Below are 23,685 nucleotides of genomic sequence, written 5' to 3' on the forward strand. Positions count from 1 at the left end.
AAACTACTATTTTATTAATTCTGTTTTGGCTTAGTATAGTATCCTGAAACTTCTATAGTATTTAAATACATATCAACTACAGTTGGGGTGAATCTTGAAGAAGATAAATTTCCTCAATTGATAGTTTTCCTAGGCTGTTGGCTGATAGAGAAAATTTAGCTAATGAGTATCCTGATTATAAAGATGTAATGAAGTGATTTAAACTTTTTAATAACGAATTGAAAAAAGTTTAAATCACTTCATTAAGAAAATTCATCAGAAACTAAAAACACCTAATTATTATTTAAGTATTTGTTCTATGTTTAATTACGTGCTCTTTTAGGATAAGGCGGTCGTACTCGTTTTTTAGGAGGATTGTTTTGTAACTCCTTTAATACTATTTCAATTGCTTTTTCTAGTTGAGGGTCATTTCCTTTAATAACTTCTGAAGGTAATTGCTCAACCTCAATATCTGGAGCGACTCCCACATTTTCTACTATAAATCCATCTTCTGTCCAAATGGCAACATTAGGAGCAGTAACACTAGCACCATCAATAAATTCAGGAAATCCTAATATTCCAACCAAACCGCCCCAGGTTCGCTTACCAACAAGTTGGCCTACCTTAAATTTTCTGAACATCCAAGGCAACATATCACCTCCAGAACCTGCAGTTTCATCAATAAGCATGACTTTAGGACCCTGGATAGAAGCGCTTGGAGTTTTCAGATCTTTACCGTATCTAAAATTCCAATGAGCTTGATATGGGTTTAATAATAAATTAATATAATAGTCAGCTATCTGACCTCCACCATTGAATCGTTCGTCGATAATGATAGCTTTTTTATTCGCCTGAGGAAAAAAGTATCTTTTAAAATATTCATGTCCGGCTGTTGCTGTATTTGGCACATATACATAGGCAACCTGTCCATTAGTGGCTTCGTGAACTTTTTTTAGATTACCCTCAACCCAATCACGATTTCTTAATCTGTATTCGCTTGTTATTGGGGTTGCTTTAACCACTCTAGAGTCTTTATTATCCGAGCTTGATCCTACAGTTAGCTCTATTATTTTGTCTGCTGTGTTTTCAAAAAAGCTAAATAAATTATCATTACTATTTATATTTTTTCCGTTTACAGCTAGTAAATAATCTCCTTCTTTAATTTGAACACCAGGTTCTGTTAGAGGAGATCTAAGTTCTGGATTCCAGTTGAGACCACCATATATTTTTTTAAATCGATATCTGTTATTGACAATTTCATAATCTGCTCCCAGAAGTCCTCCAGGTATTTGTTTAGGGATATTCAATCTATCTCCTCTTCCTTGTAGACGATGGTGTCCTACAGATAATTCGCTACACATCCATTGGATTACTCGATTTAAATCATTTCTAGAAGACAAATGTGATAAAAACTGTGAGTATTTCTCTTTCATGGCTTTCCAGTCTGATCCGTGCATACCTGGGTCATAGAAATAATCTCTATTGATTCTCCATGCTTCCTCAAAAATGTTCTCCCATTCCTTAATAGGATTTATTTTTACCTGGATATCATTGATTTTTAAAACCCCTTTACCATCTTTTGGTTTTTTACCAGTTTCGGCAACCCCCCATTTATTACCTTTATTGTAAAGCATTTTTTTACCATCAGAAGAAATTACATAATTATCTAATTCCATAACTTCTTCATCTTTTCTTTCTTTTAGGTCATATTGATGTAGTTTTGAGGGTTCTTCAGAATCATTATTATTAAATGATATGTATAATATTTTATCATCTTCTCCTGAATTTAAATCATAATAGTTTCCGCCTTTTATAGGAAGATCAATAATTCTATTTTGAATTCCATCAATATCTATCTGTAAAGGTTCTTTAGGGTTGTTCTTTTCTTTTCCTGAGTCTTTTTTATCTTTAGTAGATTCTCCTTTCTCATCTTTTTTAGGTTTTTCTTCATCACTTTCTTTTGCAAATGGAGAGATGATATCTTTTTTCAGCGTTGCTAAATAAATTGAATTAGTCAGAGACATATCTTGGTTTGATTGATCAAACCAGTTAACTACAGGGCCGGCATCTGTTGAAGCGAAAAAATATAAGTATTTTCCACTGGGATCAAAAACAGGGTTACTGGCATTACTTAATCCATCAGATACTGGATAAGATTTAGAATCTTTAATGGAATAAAGGAATACTTGTTCAAAGTTACTGTCAATTATTTTAGAGTATACAATCCAATTAGAGTCTGAAGACCAATCTCCAAATAGATTTCTGAATGCACCGGGAAAATAGTATTCGTCATTAGCTATTTTAGTAATCTTTTTTGAGACGACATCTAAAATGTAGAGGTTTCGGCCATTATCTGAAAAACTAATTTTTTTACTATCAGGAGACCAAGTAGTATACGCATAAAACCCTGTTCCTGATAATTTATATTTCTTAGGTTCTCCTTTTCCATCTTGAGATTTGATATATAACTCATATTCACCAGAAGCATCAGAGAAATATGCGATTTGTTTACCATCAGGTGACCAAGCTGGATATTTCTCATGATCACCGGGACTTAATGTAATATTTCTAGGGTTTCCTTTGTTTTCAGGTACAGTAATGATTTCGCCTCTATAATCAAATACAACTCTTTTTCCTGAAGGTGATATATCTGCAGAACGAATATATCTATTTCCTTTAATGTAGCGTTCACGTAACTCTAATAAATCTGTAGCAATACCGATCTTTAGCTTGGTTGATTTTTGTTGTATAATATTATATAAATGAAGATACCCCGCTTGTTCAAAAATAATTTTATCAGAACCAAGTTTAGCATTTGTTATTGGGAAATCATTGAATTGTGTAAGTTGATTTATTGCTTTAGATGAGGTATTATAAGAAAATAGATTAAACTCTCCATTTCTATCGCTTAAGAAAAATACGTTATCTCCTTTCCACATAGGTTGCACATCATTGCTACCTCCTTTTGGTTGTGGAATCTTAACAATAGATTTATCGTTGAAAGAGAACAACCAAATATTAGCAGTTGTTCCTCCACGGTAATTTTTCCATTGAGAAAAACGCCCACGAATTGGGGTATAAGCCATATTTTTACCGTCTGGAGAATATGTTGCATGCCAAGCATTAGGAATCTCTAATTCTTTAGGAAAACCACCATCAATAGAAACTTGATATAATTTTGAATACCTATTGGTATGAACTGCTCTTTGTGAATTGAATAAAACTGATTTTCCATCAGGAGAAAAACCAAGCGTAAAATCTCGAACAGGATGCCAAGTAAGCCTTTTAGGTATCCCTCCATTTGTTGGAATGATAAAAACATCTAAGTTACCATCATATTCAGCGCTGAATGCTATAGATTGCCCATCAGGAGAAAAGACAGGGTTGGATTCAATACCTTTATCTATGGTAAGTCTTTTTGGTTCTGACCCATCAATATTGGCAATCCACAAATCATCTGCATATATAAATGCAATATGATTTTTTCCTATAGCAGGTTGCATCATCATTCTTGTGTCTATTGGATCGATAGAGAACAATTGAAATGGAATAAAAAATAAAATAAATAGAATAAGGGTAAGTGCTGAATTTAGTTTTTTCATGATTTATGTGATAAATAATTTTGAAAATAAAGAACCTCGTGAAAGTACAGTTTTTGTGGAAAAAGTTTTGTTAATCAAATTCTAAATTCCTAAAAACATTCTTTGTTATAAAGATTGTAAAATCGATACTTTTATGGAATGCTATTGCTTACTAAATGAAGAGCTTTAAACTTTTTTGAAAATAAAAAAAGGTTGTGGATATTTGTGTTGCAAAACACTAAAAAAACAATCTATTATACACTTGACACTCAACAAAAATACAATAGAAGTGGAAATTATAAATGTTATTCTCTTTAAGTTAAAGACTGACGCGCAATAGAGGTATTTAGTGATAAAATCTTTACCAAGAAAGGTAAGCTGTAGAACTCACTAATGCTTGGAAAAATAGTAGTTTCAGATCATTATAAACAGATCCGATATAATTGTAGAACACTGGAAAAAGTCTAACTATTTGTCATTCATCGTGATAACATTAAAAAAATCAAAAGAAAGAAGATAAAAAAGTTTAAACCACTTTAAGGTTAAATTTATTTTATATTGAATTTAAACACTGTACATATGAATATAACGTATACTGTAATCACTTCTGAAGTAGAATTACAGCAGGTTTTAGTCCTTCAACAAAATAATTTACCGATTTCAATTTCACAAAAAGAAAAAGAAGCAGAAGGCTTTGTTTCTGTGCAACATGATCTTGATATTCTAAGAAAAATGAATAGCAAACAACCTCATATCATTGCAAAGGATGGTGATAAAGTAGTTGGATATGCACTGTGTATGCTAAAAGATTTTAAAGATGATATAGAATTACTAAAACCTATGTTTTCTATAATCGAAGATCACTTAGATTCTTCTATATCTTATGTAATAATGGGGCAGGTATGTATTGATAAAGCCTATCGTAAACAAGGAATTTTTAGAGGCCTATACCAAACTATGAAAATCGAATTACAAGACAGTTATAACGTATTAATCACCGAAGTAGCCTCAAATAACTCTCGTTCTTTACAGGCACACTATGCTATTGGTTTCAAAACATTACTCACTCATGAGTCTGATGGTACAGAATGGCATCTTATTCATTGGGACTGGGCATAGTACTTGATGATCTCGTATTCTCTAAACCATATCCTAAGTCCTTTCCTTTTTGTACTCTAGGAACACCTTTTGTCATCCACACAGGAGCAGGCTCTCCTTTTAAGTAATAATCAAAAAATTGCATCATTCTGATAGAAAGATCCTGTTTGTTTTTTACTTTTTTCAAATTATGAGCTTCCTCATTATATACTAGCAACCATACTGGTTTTTGCAATCTTCGCATTCCCATAAACATCTCTATACCTTGATAATAAGGTACTGCTCCATCATTATCGTTATGCATCATTAGTAATGGGGTTTCTATTTTTGGGATACCAAAAAGCGGTGAATTTTCAATATATAGATCAAATCCATCCCATAGGTTTTTTCCTAATCTGCTTTGTGTTCTTTCGTATTGAAATGCTCTGCTCAATCCCGATTTCCATCTGATTCCACCATAAGCAGAAGTCATATTACTTACCGGAGCACCAGCCATCGCTGCTTTAAACTTATTAGTAACGGTTACCAGATATGCTACCTGATATCCTCCCCAGCTTTGTCCTTGTATCCCTATATTATCTCTATCTATATATCCCAATTCTCCCAAAGCTTCTACTCCCGAGACTATACAATTGTATGCACTGGCTCCAGGCTTACCTTCATCGTATACAATATCAGGAATAAACATGATATAATCATTACTTACCAAATACGAAGGATTTACAATAGAAGCACTGGGTTTAGGTATATGATAATTACGGTAGCTATCAGATCGTTTTTCATAAAAATAAGTGATCAAAGGATATTGCCTGGAAGGGTCAAAATCTTCCGGTTTATAAATAATTCCCTCTAGTTTTTTACCATCATATGTTTTCCAAGAGAATAACTCTGCAGTTCCCCATTTAAAATCTTTTTGATGTGGATTTATTGCTGTTATTCTATCTGAGTTTTGAAATGTATTCGTTGTTACATAAAGGTCAGGAAATGTAGTAAAGTTTTGTTTTCTATAGCTATAAACCTCGGCATTCTTTGCTTTTTGATAGGAGTTGATACGAAATTCTGAAGGCCGGATTTTTTCTATCAATTTTCCTTTTCTTAAAGTATATACTCCAGAAATTTTTGTCACCTTATCAAAACTGATAATCAATAATTCCTTATTACAATATGTTGCTTTATTTTTTTGTTCAGGATCCAACATTTTTGTTCTATACTCAACATTGTTTTTCCTTCCATTTTGTGTAAGATTTATTGGTTTTTCTTTCCCAGAAAGAGAAACTCGCCAAATATCAAATTTATCATAAATCAATGCATTTCCTTTCGAATCAAAACCTCCAAAACCATAAGGAGAAGGTAATGAAGGGTGATCATCATCCTCATCATAAAATGCTATATCTAAATTTTTGGTAAGATTAACTTTTTTTACTGTAGATAAATGAACTGAGAACCAATGCTTTTCCTTCATGTCATAATACAAAGCATACTGCCCATCTGGAGAAAGAACGGGTTTTAACCCTTTATTTTTCAAAATTAAATGCTTATGACCAGTATAGGTGTCGATGGCATAAAAATCTTTTGCCCATGGATAATCCCAGGAACGTTCGATTTCATATGGCGCAGCTACAGAACCCAATATAAACTGTTGCTCTTTTTTTCTATCAAAACTCAAGTCTTCAATAGTACTATCCTGAATATGTACATACTGATTAGACACTGTATTATAATAAGATACAAATGCTTTTTTGTTAAGTTTTTCTAATTTTGATTTTTGTTCTGGCTGAATTAGTTTATCCTGCCAGTTCCATACATCGACCTGTGGTATTTCATCTTTTAATAATGTGGTATCTTTTGAGTATACTGCTTTTGGTTTTGAGTAAAAATATAACCTATCTCCATTATCAGCGAAAAAAGGTGTTTGATCTTTACTCAATTCCCAGTTTTCTCTAAGGTTCTTATCTGGTGTGTTTACAAGTTTTTGTAGCTTCTTATTTTTATAATAATACAATTCATACTTTAGGGAGTCTATTGCTGTAGAATCAACTGCAGATAGATAAGCAAATTGATTTCCATCTTTATATACTGCCAGTTTATCATAAATATATTTTGTAGTATCAATAGCAATTTTTACTCCAGACGCCAAGTTATACTCATAAACTCCAATATCTTTTTGTTTATCCTTTTTATTTTTTAAAGTATAATAAAATGTTTTTGCTTTTTCTGGTAAGACAAAATCTTTTATTTGATGTATGGTATCTTTTTGCTTTGTTTTTAAATTGTAAACCAAAGCATAATTCTGTTTAAACGCCATTGGAGCATTTTTGTCTATACTATCGGTTTTTTGCTCAGAAAGCGTCTTTTTCTTTCCTTTTTCTTCCTTTTTTTCTTTTTTAAAATTTTCAATAACCAGCCAGCCTTCTTGTTTTTTTGGTATTTTATATTTTTTCACTCTTAAAATAGAATCATAAATCGTATTGTTTTTTACATCATAGATAAACAAAGCATCTTTAGTTCTATTTTCCTTTTTTACTTCTTCCTTTTTTTCTTTTCTGGTGAGTTGATAATTAGGTCTCTTTTTAAAAATAACATAATTTTCATTAAAAGATATTGAAGTATCATACCCATTAGGGTATTTAAATTTAGTTTTGTTTTGAGTATTATATATCTCTACATAACCATCTCCTCTTTTAGTATTGGTTTCTATAGTAGATACGATTAGCTTTCCTTTATCAGAGATTTTTACATCAGTAATATTTTTCCATAAATCGTAGTCAGCATGAGTCAATGTTTTTTTCTGAGCAGAAATCAATGAGGTAATTAGTATAGCTACAAAGGTGACTAGTCTTTGAATCATATGTAAGATTTTAATATTAGAGTGATTATATATGCTTTGGAAAAATATAAAACCTTTTTACCAAAAAAGTCTGTTTAACATAATTTTATCTAAAAATCAGCCATTTAGACAGCCTATTCTATTAATTTTATTGGAGAATCTAAATCCTGAACATAATATTAACACCTCTGTTCATCGTTTCTTGAGGTTTTAAATAAAAAATCCCTGTTACAATAGATGTAACAGGGATTCATATACTATATAATTAAATTATTGTATTGACCTAACTAATCTGCAAGTACAATAACCTTATTATCTTTCATTTCGATAGTTCCTGAGGCAATAGAAAGTAGTGTTGCTCCATTTTCACCTTTTGTGAATTTATCAGCAACTTCTTCTTCTAGATTCATCTCACCATACACTTTTACGTCTCCTTTTCCTAATAAAGAAACAATAGGTGCGTGATTATCTAACATCTGAAACTCTCCATCTATCCCTGGTACGGCAACCGAAGCTACTTCACCACTAAATAATATTGCTTCTGGAGTTACTATTTCTAAATACATATTTTTAAGTATTGAGTATTGAGTAATTAGTATTTAGACCATAATGAGAAAGAAACTAATCTCACTACTCAATTACTAACTTCTCACTACTAATTTATGCCTCTGCTAACATTTTTTCACCAGCTTCGATAGCTTCTTCGATTGTTCCTTTAAGGTTAAATGCAGCTTCTGGTAGGTGATCTAACTCACCATCCATAATCATTGTAAATGCCTTAATGGTATCTTTAATATCTACTAAGCATCCTGGGATACCAGTAAATTGTTCTGCTACATGGAATGGTTGAGATAAGAAACGTTGTACACGACGGGCACGCCCTACAGCCAGCTTATCTTCTTCAGATAGTTCTTCCATACCAAGGATGGCAATAATATCTTGTAATTCTTTATAGCGTTGTAATAACTCTTTTACTCGTTGTGCACAATTGTAGTGCTCATCACCAAGAATATCTGCCGAAAGGATTCTTGAAGTAGAATCTAATGGATCTACCGCTGGATAAATACCTAGCTCTGCAATTTTACGAGATAATACTGTTGTTGCATCTAAGTGAGCAAATGTTGTTGCTGGTGCAGGATCGGTAAGGTCATCTGCAGGTACATAAACTGCCTGTACAGATGTAATCGATCCTTTCTTTGTTGAAGTAATACGCTCTTGCATCACACCCATCTCTGTTGCTAATGTAGGTTGATATCCTACCGCTGATGGCATACGTCCCAGAAGTGCTGATACCTCAGAACCTGCTTGTGTAAAACGGAAAATATTATCTACGAAGAAAAGTACATCTTTCCCTTGTCCATCTCCAGCTCCATCACGGAAATATTCTGCTATTGTAAGACCAGATAGTGCTACACGTGCACGCGCTCCTGGAGGCTCATTCATTTGTCCGAATACGAAAGTAGCTTTAGATTCTTTCATTACTTCTTTATCTACTTTAGAAAGATCCCATCCTCCATTTTCCATAGAGTGCATAAAATCATCTCCGTATTTGATAATTCCAGATTCTAGCATTTCACGAAGAAGGTCATTCCCTTCACGCGTTCTTTCTCCTACTCCTGCAAATACAGAAAGACCACCATGTCCTTTTGCAATATTATTAATCAACTCCTGAATAAGTACTGTTTTACCTACCCCGGCACCACCAAATAACCCAATCTTACCTCCTTTTGCATAAGGCTCAATAAGATCGATCACTTTAATCCCAGTAAATAAAACTTCTGTAGAAGTTGACAAATCTTCAAATTTAGGCGCTTGACGGTGAATCGAAAGTCCATCTTTTCCTGATTTTGGAAGATCTCCAAGACCATCAATCGCATCTCCAATTACATTAAATAGACGTCCATATACATCACCACCTATTGGCATTTGAATAGGAGCTCCAGTTGCAACTACCTCAATTCCTCTGCTCAATCCATCACTGGAATCCATTGCAATAGTACGCACAGTATCTTCACCAATGTGAGACTGAACCTCTAACACTAGTATACTACCGTCTGTTTTGTTAATTTCTAACGAATCATAAATTTTTGGTAATTCAGTACCAGCTGCGAATTCTACATCGATAACCGGACCTACAATTTGAGATACTTTACCTGTAACTTTAGACATTATATAACTATTTAATGTTTAGTATTTAACTATGTTAAAAAAATCAAGTACTCAACCATACTGAATACTAGCTTTTTTCAGGCTGCAAATATAGTCTTTTAAAATGAAAAAAATAACTCAATTTCTTTAGTTTTTTTCAAGTCGTACTTTACTTCTTTTTTCAATTCTAAGAATCCTTCTTTTTTTGAGGTTAAATGGTAGCTTTGAATTGTTTGATGAATTAATTTTTCGAAATAAATATTTTCCTTATTTTTAGATAAAACCAGTTAAATGGAAACTTATGCTATCGCACTAAGCTATGCAATACCAGGCTTTATTGTACTCATTCTCGTTGAATATTTAATTAGTAGATGGAAAAGAATACCTGTTAACGAAGGCATGGATACAATTTCGAGTATTAGTTCTGGTATCACAAATACACTAAAAAGCTTGATTGGCCTTACTGTTATCATTTTAAGCTATGAATGGATGGTCGAACATCTGGCTTTAATAGAAATTAAGTCTACAATTTTGATATATATTTTAACTTTTATCGGGTTGGATTTTATTGGATATTGGTCACACCGTTTTAATCATACTATAAATGTATTCTGGAACCGGCATATCATACATCACAGTAGTGAAGAGTTTAATTTGGCATGTGCCTTACGGCAAAATGTATCTGCAATAGTTGCTATTTATTTTTTTCTTTATATCCCATTAGCATTAGTCGGGATTCCTGCAAATATTGTTGCATTTGTTGCTCCTATTCATTTCTTTGCTCAATTTTGGTACCATACCCGATTAATCAATAAAATGGGAATTTTAGAACATATTATTGTTACTCCCTCTCATCACAGAGTTCATCATGCAATTAACGACGAATATTTGGATAAAAACTATTCTGAAATATTCATTTTTTGGGATAAACTTTTTGGAACTTTTCAAGAAGAATTACCAGACAAACCACCGATTTATGGCGTAAAAAAACCTGTAAACACCTGGAATCCTTTCTTTATCAATTTCATGCACCTGTGGGGAATAATAAAAGATGCATGGAGAACCCAAAATTGGTTTGATAAAATCAGGATATGGTTTATGCCCACAGGATGGCGACCAGAGGATGTAAAAGAAAAATACCCCATACAGCTCATCACTAATCCTTACTCCAGACAGAAATACAAAACAGAAAGTTCATTGGTGTTAAAATTATGGTCCTGGTTTCAGCTTGTAACTACAGTAGCACTTATGTATTATCTATTGATTAGCGTTGCCGATCTAGAGTTTATTCAAATTGTAAACTACTCTATCTTTCTGGCGGTATCAATATTTGCTTATACCTCTCTAATGGACCGACATATAATTTCTTTGTTTGCAGAATGTATTAAGCTCGCAATGGGATTATATTTTATACTTTATTATGGTAGTTGGTTTGATATTGACACTATTTTTCAAGGGGCTACATTTGTAGTTTTAGGATATATAATTATATCTTTTTTACTATCCTTATATTTTCAATTAATAGAAAGGAACTACAATTCTCATTCTATTCAACAAACAGCATAAAAAACCCACTTTAGGATATCTACAGTGGGTTTTATTATTTTAGAATTTATGATCTATTTTAACAAAGGTGAATAAAAAGTTGGGTAATCCACTGCTTTTACCATAGGTAAATTAGAACCGTATGTAGTATTTATAGACTCCATTGCTTTATTTGCTAAAAAAGCATAACCTCTAGCTGTAGGATGCACTCCATCTAAAGAAAAAGCGCCACCAAAAACTAAATTATCATTCAAGAAAAATTCATCAAATGGCACTCCATTTTCGTTTTCAGAAATTTGATTAAGAAGCATATTTACATCTACAAAAGCTAAACCTGCTTGCTGGACTGTTGTACTTATTATCGTATTAAATGTATTAGTTGCGGTAGTTATCTCTTGTTGCTCGGTTGGTATCAATACCCATTTGTCTTCCAAAGGAACTGACACTCCATTAATTAATAATGGATTCCCTCCAACCGTAGTACCTATAAAAGAAGAACTTGGTAGTACTAATAAATCTTTTGCAGTAGCATGTCTGTAATTTGGCAAACCAGAACCAGTTAGGTTTGTTAAACTTTCATCTTCTATCACAACTGCATTTTGCCCTTCTACAAATTTAATTGTCCTAGCTTTTCTTTCTGCCTCATCAATGCCACCAAGATTTTCTGCTTGTAATAAACCTGCATTATACATTGCATACCCTTGATTAACCGCACCCGCTTTTGTCGCATCTAAAGGAACAGGGTTGTATGGTACTGTTGTAAAATGAGGTAAAGATGTTACATCAGGAATATTGAATACTACTCCTTTTGTTTCACCAGAAGTTAGCGTGGTAATTAACGCATTATACGCCTGTGTAAATGTAGTTTCATCTGTTATTGGGTCTGTACCATCTCCTCCGGATAAAGCATACCCCAGCACATCGTTATTACCGATCCACAACGAGAAAAATGTTGGATTCTGAGCTATAGCATCACCAAGTACAGATGCTGTAGGACTAGAAGCAATTCTCACAAAATAAGGATTAGCCAAATTTGGTAGTCCTGCTGCATTACCATATCCAGCTGCAGATAAATGAAAGCTTTTGGCTCCAGGGATTCCCATATTATTAAAAGGTCCTGATATTATATTTGTTATTTCTGTGGTGGGTACCTCGGGAGTATCATCATCTGGTGTGGTTCCTAATAATCGTGGTCCCGATTCATTTGGCGGATCAGGATTAGGGTCACTATAAAAATAAAATCTAGGATTTAAAGTAGGAGTTCCTGCTACAAGAGCTCCCCCGATATTATCGTTCATTAAAGGTTGTTTAAATTCTCCTCCTCCTGCTAAAGTAAATTGTTTTGCCAAAATATTAGATATTGAGTTTTCTTGTCCAGCAATAAACAGGGCCCCGTCAGTAAACCCGGCAGTCATAGAATTCCCTAAGGAAACAAATTTTGAAAAATCTGCATTCCCTGAAGTAACTACTATTTCTTCACCTACAGTAGAGGTATCATCATCTGATTCGCAAGAAATATATCCAAAAATCAACAGGAGTATTAACCATTTATATTGAGTATCCATCTGTTCTTTTTTTATTGTTTTTTAATCGTTGCTTACAAATTATTTATTGACAAGCTTATGTAATACTGGGATCCAATAAATCCAGTTCCAAATGCCGTGAAATATTCATCTCCTCCAATGTTAGTCGCACCAACTTTAAGAGTAGTTTTCAATTTTGGGATCTTATAATTTATCTGAGCATCGATAACCGAGAAAGATGGTATATTTCCATTTCCAAATGAAGCTTCCCAGAAGTAACTATCACTCCAACGATAACTAGCATTAAATCCAAAATTTTCAAACAAATTTGCATGCCCAAAAGTAGCTTTTACTTTATGTTTGGGGGTATTAAAATTAGTCACGAAATCAGGATCTTTATCTTTATCGAAATCCTGTTCGGCATAAGTATAATTAACTCCTAAATCAAAATCCCCAGGAATTCTTGTGTTTACTCCTATTGTAGCTCCAAAAGATTTTATATCTACATCTGAGTTTGTATAGGCCTGATATACTTTAAAATCATCATTCTGTAATGCAAGAAGTGATAATGTCCCATCTCCTACTTGACCATATAATGGTACAATTACATTTTCACTGGATATAAAATCTTTATATTGGTTATAATACCCGCTTAGATCAATAATAAGTTTCTTTACTTTACCACGATATCCCACTTCCAAAGCTGTAATTTTTTCTGGTTCTACAAGACTTGCATTAGAAGCTTCTGGTGTTCCATTTGTTACTGAGTTTGCTGAAAACGAATTTTCGTAAGCTGCTCTACCCGTTATAGTAACGGAATCAGACCCTACAATAGTTTCGCCGGCTCCACTTAAATCATCAAATGTCCTTACATCTCTATCTAAATTATCATTAGCAGACCCAACTAATATCGCTCGTCCTACATCCAATCCGATATACAAATCCTGTGTAGTTGGATTTCTAAACCCCGTTTGTACAGAAGCCCTGATATTATGATTTCTTTCGGCACCTAAAGTGTATCCTATCGATAATCTAGGTGATATATTACCTTCAAACAATTCAGATTTATCATATCGAACAGATCCTGTTGCTTTTAATCTTTCATCTGCAAATTTTTTCTGAATTTGTGTATACGCCCCGTATTCAGAATACCTAATAGGTCCATCAAAATCTGTAAAGATTGTACCTGAAGAATTCAATTTATACTCTCTAAATGATCCTCCTACCTGAATATCTGCAATATCCCCTATGATATGACTTAAATTATAATTAACGTCCACATGTTTTAACTGAGAAGCATCTTGAAATTTTGATCCCGTTAACAGGTTTGGATCATTAATTACCGCTTCAAAGGCTTGTTCAAACCCTGGTGTCCCCGGTCTAAGGCGACCTGTATCAGCTGTTTGTCTTGCAATAAGATGTGCTTGCTCTGGCAATTGACCAGCTAATGTTGCCTGGACGAAAGTACCTGCATATTGACCAAACCAAGTTTGATCATCTTTCCATTTTCTATTAACATTAATTCCAGTAAATCTTATATCATAAGAATCTCCTGCGTTTTCATCAGTTAAATACCCTCTAACAAAAAAGTTGTTGTTCTTAAATTCTAATTTATGCTGTTGTAAGAAAAAATTACGAATCGAATATCGATTTGCTCCCTGATAAATTGTAGTTCCTTTACCTATTTTTCCTTTATAAATAACTTCAAAATCATTAGCAAATGGTCTATAGTGTAATGCTGCATCAAATTTTATACTTTCTGCTTTATTAGCATTTAAGTCTTGCTCATTATATCCCGTTCTACTAACGCTCTCATCTGGTAACAAGTTTTCGGCTCCTGCTGGTAGAACCCCTCTATTTACAAGAGCTTCTCCTACACCTCTTATATTTGTACTTACCTCATCACCATACACATTAAGACCATCATAATTAAGGTCTGACCTATCGGTATCAGGATTTAAAACATTAACAGTGTTAGTTGCAAACCAATCTGTACCTCGCAGATACGAGAAATTAGCTTTTGCTGCGAATTTCTCTGAAAACTTATGCGCAACTCTGATTCCGTAATCATAAAACTCATTATCTCCTGCCGCTTCTTGCGAGGTAATTCCACCTTTAAAATATGCACTAATTCCATGATGATCAAATGGATTTTTGCTTGTCATAAACAGAATTCCATTAAAAGCATTCGCTCCATACAATGCAGAAGACGCTCCTGGCAATAATTCTACACTATTAACATCTAGCTCTGTCATCCCCAACAGGTTTCCTAATACGAAATTAAGAGCAGGTGCTGAATTATCCATTCCATCTACCAATTGAACGAAACGAGTATTCGAAAATGCTGCAAATCCTCTGGTATTAACAGATTTAAACGTTAAACTATTTGTATTAACATCAACTCCTTTAAGATTTTCCAATCCATCATAGAAATCTACTGAGGGCGTGTTTTTAATTTCTCTAATTCCGAAACGCTCAACACTTACTGGTGATTCGAAGATACGCTCTGGTGTTCTGGAAGCAGAAATAACTACTTCGTCAAGTTCTGTACCCGCTTTTAATACAATAGTTAAGTCTGCAGTTTGAGAAGATATTTCTATTGATGAGGATTCAAACCCTACAGAACTGGCTATTATTGTAAAAGGGGGTGATTCCTGAACTGTTAAAGTAAAAATACCGTCAAAATCTGTTACTGTTCCCGAAGAGGAGTTTTTTAACGTGATATTTGCTCCTGGAATGGGCTGACCGCTATCATCTACTACCTTTCCGCCAATTGTTGTTTGTGCAGTAGCAACAATGCATACCATCATCATTATTACTAATGTAATTTTTTTCATGCCCCTAAAAATTTAATAGTTATGATAACAATATACGTTTTTTCCATAATTTCTCAGCAAAATCAACAAACCTTTGTGATTTCATTACCAAAAACCCATCACGTAACATTATCATCATTTCATAGTTTTTATTTTTCATTCTATCTCTATCAAAAACTAAAAACCCTATCTGAAAATTTTCAGATAGGGTTACAGTATTATAATCGATCTCTATATAAGAGTATTAGTTATTCTACAGTTACAGATTTTGCAAGATTTCTTGGTTGATCTACGTTTTTATCCAACATTACAGCGATATGATATGATAATAATTGTAACGGTATTGTTGTAAGAAGAGGTGTCAAAAATTCTTCTGTTTCTGGTATTTCTATGACATGATCAGCAAGTTCCTTAACAGTAACATCTCCTTCTGTAACGATCCCGATAATCTTTCCTTTTCTAGATTTAATTTCCTGAATATTACTTACCACTTTATCATAGTGTCCTTTTTTGGTCGCTATTACAACAACTGGCATTTGTTCATCAATTAATGCAATCGGACCATGTTTCATTTCTGCTGCCGGATATCCTTCTGCATGTATATATGATATCTCCTTCAATTTTAAAGCTCCTTCTAAGGCAACAGGAAAATTATACCCTCTACCTAGATACAGGAAGTTTTTTGCATCTTTATATGTATCTGCAATAAACTTAATATGATCATTAGATTCTAATGTCTTTTTAACTTTTTCTGGAATTCTTTCTAACTCTTGCAGATAATAATGAAAGTCACTGTTAGCAATTGTTCCTTTTCTTTCTGCTAGCTTTAATGCAATTAAGGACAGTACTGTAATTTGAGTTGTAAATGCTTTTGTAGAAGCAACTCCAATTTCAGGTCCAGCATGAGTATATGCTCCTGCATGGGTTTCTCTCGAAATTGAGGATCCTACTACGTTACAGACTCCAAAAACAAAAGCTCCATTTTCTTTGGCTAGTTTAATTGCAGCCATTGTATCTGCTGTTTCACCACTTTGTGATATTGCAATTACAACGTCATCCTGGTGAATTACCGGATTTCGATACCTAAACTCTGATGCATATTCTACTTCGACAGGTACACGAACCAGCTCTTCAAAAATATATTCTGCTACTAAACCAGCATGCCATGAGGTACCACAAGCTATAACAATAATACGTTTTGCATTTAATAGTTTAGCAAGGTTATCATCGATACCTGCCATTTTTATAATTCCTTCTGCCACTCGTATTCTACCTCTATACGTATCACTAATAGCATTAGGCTGCTCATAAATTTCTTTGAGCATAAAATGATCATACCCTCCTTTTTCTATTTGCTCCAGATTGATTTGCAGTTCTTGTAAATATGGGTCTACAGGTTTATCATTTTTAATATTCCTTACTTTAACACCCTTATTCATTCTCACAACAGCCATTTCACCATCTTCGAGGTAAATCGCATTATTTGTATATTCTATGAAAGGAGAAGCGTCAGAGGCAATAAAGAATTCATCTTCACCTACCCCAATAGCTAGCGGACTACCTAATCTTGCAACAACAATCTCATCTGGTTTTTGCTTATCAAAAACAGCAATTGCATAAGCTCCTACAGTTTGATTTAGAGCAATCTGAACCGCCTTACCTAATTTTACATTTTCTTTAATTTTCACATCCTCTATAAGATTTACCAATACTTCTGTATCAGTTTCTGAAGTGAATGTATATCCTCGATTAATCAATTCTTTACGAAGAGCATCATAATTTTCTATGATTCCGTTATGAATGATTACCAGGTTCCCTGAATTAGAATAATGTGGATGCGAATTCACATCGTTAGGAACCCCGTGTGTGGCCCATCTTGTGTGTCCTATTCCTATAGTTCCTTTTGTAGGAATTTCATTTAGTAATCGCTTTTCCAGATCTACTACTTTACCTTTGGTTTTACACAATTTAATGTCGTTCCCATCATAAAGAGCAATCCCAGCAGAGTCATAGCCTCTGTACTCTAATCTTTTTAAACCTTTTAAAACAATTGGATAGGCATCTCTATACCCAATGTACCCTACAATTCCGCACATGATTTAAGTTTTTAAAATATTGTTAGTTTTCCTTTGATTTTGTATAAAAAATATTAAGCTTTAAACGTTTAGATTCAGGAACACCTGCTCCATTTCCATAGAGAATTGTTCCTTCATGGGAAACTATTGATGATGTAGGAATTATCTCACTATCATCTTTATTTGTAGGGGTATTATCAATTATAGTAGTAATGTTTACATTTTGAGATACTGACAGTCCTAGTTTGGCATTTTTCAATTCGCCTTTTATAATGTTTAGGATATATTGGGTCATTCTTATTTTATAAAATTCTCCATTCTTATCAGAATCACGACTAATTCTTCCCAGGTGACTAATGGCAGAAACTAAAGGAATATCAGTATTAATACTACCATCCAAAAAGTAATCAAGAAGAACTTCTCCCGTTTCAGCATTGAATATAAAAACTCTTTCTGGTTCTGCATCTCCTCCTGTCACTTCATTCTGATTAATGTAAAATTTTATACTTGCATCATTAATTAACCAATTTTGTCGTTTTAAAAAACTAAGCTCATTTTCCTGTTCTCCTTTTTCATTTGTCACATTACCACTAAACAAATCTATTATAGCATATGAGCCGTCTCCACCTTTTAGATATAAATTATCTTCTCCATTTACTGTATCCTGATTTTCTTTTTTTAATTCCTCTGCGATAGGTTGACCATTACTTAGAGTTCCATCTAATTTGGTGGTAATAGAATTAATAAAAGTATTCCCAAAATTCAATTCCAATTTATCTTGTTTACGTATAGTATTACCATTTGTGGTTTCATCAAAACTATAATGAAGAGTTATCTTTGCATCTCGTGTATTAAGGTATATTAAATTACCGTTATTATTAATAGGTTCTGCTTTAACATAAATTCCTCTAAAATAATTTCTGAAATTATTAGCATTACTAAGCTCTACACTACCTTGTTTATCTATAAACCATGTAGAAAACAGTGCTTTTATATCATCTGGAAGCTCTACTCGTAATCTAGGAGCTAGTCTTTCTCTTTTGGTTGTAGTCTCACCAGTATCGGTAACAGTTTCAGTCGTTACAATAATTTCATCAGCAGAAGGAACAAAGTCATTATTAGTGTATAATAAATTCTCAGGTTTCTCTACTTCAGGTTTAAAACCAGAATTAGGATCTATGTCTGGATCTATGTCATTAGAATAATATACTTGTCTTTCGTTGGATTCTGGATCAAAATCTCTTAAAAAATAATCGGATTTATACACCGATAGCTTAAAAGGTTGGTTTCCATAAATCGAATCTAATCTATAAGTAGTTGCGGTCTCTGTAGCATCTCCTACTTGAACCGGCGCTGTGCTTGTCGCTGTACTAAAATATGGTAAACTCAATACAACTTTATCTAACACTGCATTAGTTCCAAAAGATGGATTTAATTTTGATAGTTGAACCTGAGACAAAATACCATACACAGATTGCCCGTATATAGGATCATCATAAACTCCTAATAAATTAGAATGTACAGCACCTTGTTGATCAGCCACCAAATTATTAGTTCGTACTCTTTCGAATTTTTTACTATATGCTATTGGTGTTATAGAGTATTGCTTGTCTTCAAAATTAACATCTCCGAGAACCTCACTACCAACAGAATCAAAATCGTCGTCACAAGACAAAAAGGTAAAAACAACAGCTACTATAGCCGTTATTCTAATTAAAATATTCTTCAATTTCATAAATAATTTCATCGTTTTTACTTACACCAATACCTCTGTTTGATAGAAGTTTTCATAGGCGTCAGCAAATTCATCTGGTTTTTTATATTCTAAAACTGGTTGGTCTATTGTTTTTAAATGTTCTACAAGCTCTGATGGAATTTCTTCGGATCCCACAATAATTGCATCAGAATTATCAACAGCTACCTTCATAAGATTACTATATGTTGGTTGAGCCAGATCACTTATTTTTTCTTCATCTATTCCATCAAACTTCACCTTTTCCATCATATTTTTATCCAATATCCCGTCATAACCATTATTATACACTGAAGTAACAATTTTGCTCTGACCAAAAAGAGGTTCATTAGCATAATAATTCTTTAAGTATAATGGCAAAAGAGAAGCTAACCATCCATGTACATGAATTACATCTGGTGACCAGTTTAATTTTTTAACTGTTTCGATAACTCCCTTAGCAAAAAAGATTGCTCGTTCATCATTATCAGGAAATAACTTCCCTTCTTCATCAGTTAACGTTGCTTTTCTTTTAAAATAATCCTCATTATCGATAAAATAAACTTGCATTCGCTCTTTTGGAATAGAAGCAACTTTAATAATAAGAGGCATATCCAAGTCATTAATTACTAAATTCATACCCGAAAGTCGAATCACTTCATGCAACTGATGCCTTCTTTCATTGATATTGCCATATCTAGGCATAAAAATTCTTATTTGCCCCCCCTTGCTATTTACCATTCTTGGCGCTTCAAAAGACATAGATGAGATTTCAGTCTCTGGCAGGTAAGGTATTACTTCTGATGATACGTACAATATCCTCTTATCTTTCATATAATCGATACTTTTATCGTCCTCCTTTTGGAATTAATTTTGCAAAATTACGAAAATTTATGCAGTCTGCCAGTAATATCTTATTTTTGCACGCCTTTAAGTTATACATCAATGCGGGTACACGGAAAAAGACGAGACATACTAGAAGATGTTGCAGCTTTTAATAAGCAGAACAAAACTATTGGATTTGTTCCCACTATGGGAGCTTTGCATAAGGGTCATCTTGCCCTGATAGAAAGAGCTCTTAAGGAAAATCAAAAAGTTATAGTTAGTATTTTTGTGAACCCTACACAATTTAATACTACCGAAGATTTGGTTAATTATCCTCGAACTTTAGATTCTGATATTGAGCTTTTATCAGAATTATCTAAAGAGATAATTGTATTCGCTCCTACACCAAAAGAGATGTATGGCGACGATATGATATCTATTAAGTACGATTTTAAAGGACTAGAAAATGAAATGGAAGGCAAATTTAGACCAGGTCATTTTGATGGGGTAGGAACCGTTTTAAAACACTTCTTTATTATTGTTTCTCCAGATAAAGCATACTTTGGCGAAAAAGATTTTCAACAACTTCAAATTGTTAAAAAATTAGTTGAAATTGAAAAAATGTCAGTTCAAATCATTGGCTGTCCTATTTATAGGGAAAACAATGGATTGGCTTTAAGCTCTCGAAATAAAAGACTCAGTCAGAAACAACTTAGCGAATCCCCGATGATTTATTCAATCCTAGAACAGGTGAAAAATGACTTTGGCACAAAAAGTGTTTATACCTTAAACAAATGGGTATCAGAGCAATTCAAAAAAAATGACGAGTTAAAATTAGAATACTTTGAAATTGCAAAGGTATCTGACCTAAAATCCATTAAACGAAAACGAAAAGATATCAAATACAGAGCTTTTATAGCTGTATTTGCAGGAGAAATAAGACTCATTGATAACATTGCCCTAAATTAAAAATAACTAACTTTGTAACATGTTTGTACACGTAGTAAAATCAAAAATTCATCGCGTTAAAGTAACCGGTGCCGATCTTAATTATATCGGAAGTATAACCATAGATCAAGATCTAATGGATGCTGCCAATATTGTTGAAGGTGAAAAAGTACAGATTGTAAATAATAACAATGGAGAGCGTTTAGAAACATATGCTATCCCAGGACCTAGAAATAGTGGTGAAATAACACTAAATGGTGCTGCTGCAAGAAAAGTAGCAAAAGGAGACGTATTGATACTAATCACCTATGCTATGATGGATATTGAAGAAGCCAAAAACTTCAAACCAAGACTTCTTTTCCCAAATGAGGAAAATAATTTATTAAAATAGATAGTGAATCCTAAACTTATAAAGTTTCTAAAAATTATACTCCCATTAGCATTGGGAGTTTTTTTAATTTGGTATTCTATCACATCAGCCACCCCAGAAGAAAGACAAAAAACGCTTCAATATATTACGCAAGCAGACCCTAAGTGGATTATCCTCTCTGTTATTATGGGAATTATTTCTCATCTCTCGAGAGCATATCGTTGGAAATTTTTATTAGAACCTTTGGGATACCAGATCAAACTGTCCAATAGTTTTATGGCCGTTATGGCAGGATACCTTGCCAACCTGGGAATCCCGAGATCTGGAGAAATTCTACGAGGCGGTACAATATCTACATATGAAGGTGTTCCTTTTAAAAAAGCTTTTGGAACCATTATCTCTGAGCGAGTTATCGACTCTATTATGCTATTACTTGTAATAGGGATTACATTAATCTTTCAATCTCAGGACTTATTCTTATATCTAGAAGAAAAAATTACCAATACATTTATACTACTTATTGCATTAATAGGAGCCATTTTATTAGGAATAGTATTCCTTAGGATCATAAAAAAGTCTTCGCACCCTGTATTGATTAAAATAAAAAATTTTGGAGAAGGCCTCTTAGAAGGTGTTAAAAGTATTTCTAAATTAAAACAAAAAAGCGCTTTTATTTTCCATACATTTCTAATCTGGGTACTTTATATTGCCATGTTTTATGTCATAAAATTTACTGTTCCCGAAACAGCAAATCTATCTATTGGCCCTATGCTTGCTACTTTTGTAGCCGGGTCAATTGCCATGTCAACTACAAATGGAGGAATAGGAGCTTTTCCAATTGCTACAGCAGCCATTTTATTTTTATTCAATATCGAAAAACCAGCAGGGGAAGCTTTTGGATGGATATTATGGGGCTCACAAACCGCAATAAATGTAATCATTGGTGCGTTATCCTTTTTGTTTCTCCCTATCTTAAACAGAGAAAAATAAGGAAATAATTTATATATTGTCCCTTGCTTAACCTTAATCCTAATACTTATGAAAAAAAGTGTGACTCTTATTATAGCTTGTATTTTTGTTATTTCCAGTTATGGTCAGACAATATATGAGTCTTTCAGATCTATCAAATTAGACCAAAGTAGAGAGTTAAAAATTCAGCTTCCGCGTAATTACAAGAAAAATGAAGACAAAATATATCCCTTGATTATTGTTCTTGATGGGGATTATTTATTTGAACCTGTTGCCGGAAATGTAGATTACTTTTCTTATTGGGAAGATATGCCTGAATCAATTGTTGTTGGGGTTAATCAAAGAAAAACCAGAGAAGATGATTGCAGATATGATACTGCAGAGTTTTTACCTACTCTAAAAGGAGCAGAATTCTATGAATTTATAGGACAAGAACTTGTTCCTCATCTTAATCAAACTTATCGTACTGCACAACTTAAAATTATTGTCGGGCATGATTATACAGCTAACTTTATAAATTACTTTTTATTTAAAGACAATCCCATTTTTCAAGGATACATATGCATTAGTCCAGAGTTAGGGCCACCGATGGGGGATCGAATTTCAAGTAAATTAGAGACTTCTTCTGATATTTGGTATTATCTGGCTACTGCAACTAATGATGCCGACAATATCAAAAAGAACCTCATTACACTAGATGAAAAACTATCTGCAATAGAAAATCCTGAGATGAGTTATTTCTTTGATAATTTTGAAGAATCTTCTCATTATACTTTGGTTGGAAAAGCTATTCCTAATGCTCTCGAGGGTATTTTTGAAATGTATCGCCCTATAAGTAAAAAAACATATAAAGAAGTTCTCCTTACACTAGAAACTTCTCCCTATGACTACCTTGTAGATATGTATAAAACTACAGAACAGTTATATGGTATAAAACGCAAAATAAGAATCAACGATTTTATTGCAGTATCTACTGCTCTCGAAAAGAATGAAAACTGGTCAGAATTAGAACCCTTGGGTAAGCTTGCTATAAAAGAACATTCTGATTTAATGCTTGGGTATTATTATTTAGGTATGTTCTATGAACAAACAGGAGAACCTAAAAAAGCTATGCGGGCTTACGAAAATGGTTTTCAGCTTTCTGAAGTTGCTTTCTTAACCAAAGATTATATGTTGGATAAAGTAAACAAAATTAAAGAAGATTTTGGTTGGTAAACTTATCAACTCCATACACAAAAAAAGATCCTGT

Annotated in this window: 15 protein-coding genes; 6 read left to right on the forward strand and 9 right to left on the reverse strand. The window is 33.3% G+C overall.

From position 1 onward, the window contains the following. Nucleotides 1-302: 302 nt before the first annotated feature. Nucleotides 303-3,581 (reverse strand): S41 family peptidase, encoded by a 3,279-nt coding sequence (locus ATE84_RS02250; RefSeq protein WP_101445463.1) that lies wholly within the window; start codon nucleotides 3,579-3,581, stop codon nucleotides 303-305. 558 nt (nucleotides 3,582-4,139) lie between these two features. Here ATE84_RS02250 and ATE84_RS02255 point away from each other — a divergent pair. Continuing rightward, complete coding sequence (locus tag ATE84_RS02255) at nucleotides 4,140-4,679, forward strand: GNAT family N-acetyltransferase (protein WP_101445464.1); 540 nt, start codon at nucleotides 4,140-4,142, stop codon at nucleotides 4,677-4,679. Here ATE84_RS02255 and ATE84_RS02260 read toward each other — a convergent pair. From ATE84_RS02260 to atpD, 3 genes are all read right to left on the reverse strand, one after another. Beyond that, nucleotides 4,657-7,506, reverse strand: a complete 2,850-nt coding sequence (locus tag ATE84_RS02260) for a S9 family peptidase (protein WP_101445465.1) — start codon at nucleotides 7,504-7,506, stop codon at nucleotides 4,657-4,659. The genes ATE84_RS02255 and ATE84_RS02260 overlap by 23 nt on opposite strands. A 266-nt stretch (nucleotides 7,507-7,772) precedes the next feature. Continuing rightward, nucleotides 7,773-8,051 carry a F0F1 ATP synthase subunit epsilon gene (locus ATE84_RS02265; RefSeq protein WP_101445467.1) on the reverse strand — a complete coding sequence of 93 codons (279 nt, stop codon included), beginning with the start codon at nucleotides 8,049-8,051 and terminating at the stop codon, nucleotides 7,773-7,775. A gap of 94 nt (nucleotides 8,052-8,145) precedes the next feature. Then, nucleotides 8,146-9,654 carry a F0F1 ATP synthase subunit beta gene (atpD, locus tag ATE84_RS02270; protein ID WP_101445468.1) on the reverse strand — a complete coding sequence of 503 codons (1,509 nt, stop codon included), beginning with the start codon at nucleotides 9,652-9,654 and terminating at the stop codon, nucleotides 8,146-8,148. Between the two features lie 270 nt (nucleotides 9,655-9,924). Here atpD and ATE84_RS02275 point away from each other — a divergent pair, with 270 nt between their 5' ends. Next, on the forward strand, nucleotides 9,925-11,199 hold the full coding sequence (locus ATE84_RS02275) for a sterol desaturase family protein (protein ID WP_101445469.1): 1,275 nt from the start codon (nucleotides 9,925-9,927) through the stop codon (nucleotides 11,197-11,199). Between the two features lie 53 nt (nucleotides 11,200-11,252). Here the strand turns inward: ATE84_RS02275 and ATE84_RS02280 are convergent, their stop codons facing one another. The 5 genes from ATE84_RS02280 to ATE84_RS02300 form a co-directional block, all read right to left on the reverse strand. Next, entirely contained in the window at nucleotides 11,253-12,743 is a 1,491-nt protein-coding gene (locus tag ATE84_RS02280) for a G-D-S-L family lipolytic protein (protein ID WP_101445470.1), read from the reverse strand. Between the two features lie 32 nt (nucleotides 12,744-12,775). Further along, nucleotides 12,776-15,538 (reverse strand): TonB-dependent receptor domain-containing protein, encoded by a 2,763-nt coding sequence (locus ATE84_RS02285; RefSeq protein WP_101445472.1) that lies wholly within the window; start codon nucleotides 15,536-15,538, stop codon nucleotides 12,776-12,778. Between the two features lie 227 nt (nucleotides 15,539-15,765). Beyond that, nucleotides 15,766-17,613 carry a glutamine--fructose-6-phosphate transaminase (isomerizing) gene (gene glmS / locus ATE84_RS02290; protein ID WP_101445473.1) on the reverse strand — a complete coding sequence of 616 codons (1,848 nt, stop codon included), beginning with the start codon at nucleotides 17,611-17,613 and terminating at the stop codon, nucleotides 15,766-15,768. A gap of 22 nt (nucleotides 17,614-17,635) precedes the next feature. Next, the gene (locus ATE84_RS02295; protein WP_158237154.1) at nucleotides 17,636-19,327 is read right to left on the reverse strand and encodes a DUF4270 domain-containing protein; all 1,692 of its coding nucleotides are present in this window, start codon (nucleotides 19,325-19,327) and stop codon (nucleotides 17,636-17,638) included. Between the two features lie 21 nt (nucleotides 19,328-19,348). Further along, nucleotides 19,349-20,158: a glycogen/starch synthase gene (locus ATE84_RS02300; RefSeq protein ID WP_101445476.1), complete on the reverse strand. Its 810-nt coding sequence runs from the start codon at nucleotides 20,156-20,158 to the stop codon at nucleotides 19,349-19,351. A gap of 111 nt (nucleotides 20,159-20,269) precedes the next feature. On the opposite strand from ATE84_RS02300, the gene panC reads away from it, so the two are divergent. The 4 genes from panC to ATE84_RS02320 are packed head-to-tail and all read left to right on the forward strand — an operon-like array spanning nucleotide 20,270 to nucleotide 23,651. Then, nucleotides 20,270-21,118, forward strand: coding sequence for a pantoate--beta-alanine ligase (panC, locus tag ATE84_RS02305; RefSeq protein WP_101445477.1), 849 nt, complete (start codon nucleotides 20,270-20,272; stop codon nucleotides 21,116-21,118). Between the two features lie 19 nt (nucleotides 21,119-21,137). Next, nucleotides 21,138-21,488, forward strand: a complete 351-nt coding sequence (gene panD / locus ATE84_RS02310; protein ID WP_024768330.1) for an aspartate 1-decarboxylase — start codon at nucleotides 21,138-21,140, stop codon at nucleotides 21,486-21,488. Between the two features lie 3 nt (nucleotides 21,489-21,491). Next, a complete protein-coding gene (locus ATE84_RS02315; protein WP_101445479.1) occupies nucleotides 21,492-22,457 on the forward strand; it encodes a lysylphosphatidylglycerol synthase transmembrane domain-containing protein in 966 nt (321 codons plus the stop codon). A 48-nt stretch (nucleotides 22,458-22,505) separates the two neighbouring features. Continuing rightward, nucleotides 22,506-23,651 carry an alpha/beta hydrolase gene (locus tag ATE84_RS02320; RefSeq protein WP_101445480.1) on the forward strand — a complete coding sequence of 382 codons (1,146 nt, stop codon included), beginning with the start codon at nucleotides 22,506-22,508 and terminating at the stop codon, nucleotides 23,649-23,651. Nucleotides 23,652-23,685: the final 34 nt, after the last annotated feature.

Origin of the sequence: Aquimarina sp. MAR_2010_214, assembly GCF_002846555.1 — a bacterium.
Taxonomy (GTDB): Bacteria; Bacteroidota; Bacteroidia; order Flavobacteriales; family Flavobacteriaceae; genus Aquimarina.